Consider the following 1400-nt stretch of genomic DNA (forward strand, 5'->3'; position numbering starts at 1 on the left):
GGCAACATCACCCAAAAACGCACACAAATAGAAGATGACTACGGGGTGTATGTCACCCTTGAAGAGGCTAGCTTCAGTGATGCCACCGACGCATGGCCGAATCGTTATGCGTATCGTAAGGTCACCCAAAAGGCGGTTAATCGCAGCGGCAAGCTGGGTATTAGCAGCGTGAGCACCGATAGCGATAAAATCGTGCAAACTGATGTGACGTGGAATACCGCCTATCGTAAACCTAGTAGCATCAGCGTGAAACAAGATGGCACTACGGTCATTACCACCACGGCAACAAAATACAATAGCTATGGCTTGCCAACTGAGGTGACGGTCACAGGGGATGTTATCCAAGGGCAAAACGACACCCGTGCCGGGCAGATACGTAAAACCACCACCAATTACAGCAATAACGGCACCAGCGCAGCGGCGGATGGCTACTTCCCGTACCAAATCACCCAGTACGCCACCGCCAGTCATACCCATATCACCACCACGCGCACGCAGGCCAAAACCGGTTTGCCAACGCAGGTGACCGATGTGGCAGGGGTAGTTACCAGCACCAGCTATGATGCGCTAGCGCGTCCCATTAGCATCGCGCGCACCGGCTTCCCTGAGCAGTTGGTGCGCTATTATGGTGTTAATGGGGACAGCCATGCGCCAAGCAATGCTATTATGCGGGTAGAAACGCGCCAAGCGGGTGCACCCGATTCACGCGAATACAAAGATTTGTTAGGCCGCACCTTAAGAAGTGCAACACAAGGCTTTGATGGTACTTGGATTTATCAAGATTCCCGCTACAACAAACGTGGCTTAATGACCCATGAAACCCATCCGTATTACGCCAACCAAACGCCAAGGGCGACCGTGTATGGCAGCTTCGATGTGCTGGGCCGTGCCCAAAGCAAAACTACGCCACAAATCAACGGGCAACTTCAGGCAACCTACTTTTACGATGGCCTAAAAACCGAGATAAGTGTGGCAGCCACACTCTCCGATACCGGCGATTTAAGCGTGAGCCGCACCTACAATGCCCTAGAGCAATTGGTGCGAACCGAAGATGCCATCGGTGGTGTTACCCAATACGCTTATGATGGCGCGGGTAATCCCATTGTTATCCGTGATGCCAAGAATAACGACATTGTGGCGCGTTACGATTCGCTGGGGCGCAAGCAATATGTGATAGACCCTAACCAAGGTCGCACGGATTTCACCTACAACGACTTTGGTGAGCTGGAAAAAGAAGTGGATGCCAATAACAAGGCCATCCGCTACGACATGGACTTATTAGGCCGCGTGACCTCACGCATTGCCGATGGTCCATCAAGCAGTAAAACCATCGCCAGCTTCAACTGGGATACCCAAAAAGATGGCTTGCTGGGCAGTCAGTCTCAAGGTGGCAGTAGCCA

The 1400-nt window shown here is 52.4% G+C and carries 1 pseudogene; it reads left to right on the forward strand.

Annotated features, from left to right (window positions below):
• A pseudogene (locus HJG39_RS19180) lies at window positions 1–1400 on the forward strand (RHS repeat domain-containing protein); the annotation flags it as partial.

This window comes from Alteromonas sp. a30, assembly GCF_026788005.1.
GTDB lineage: Bacteria > Pseudomonadota > Gammaproteobacteria > Enterobacterales > Alteromonadaceae > Paraneptunicella.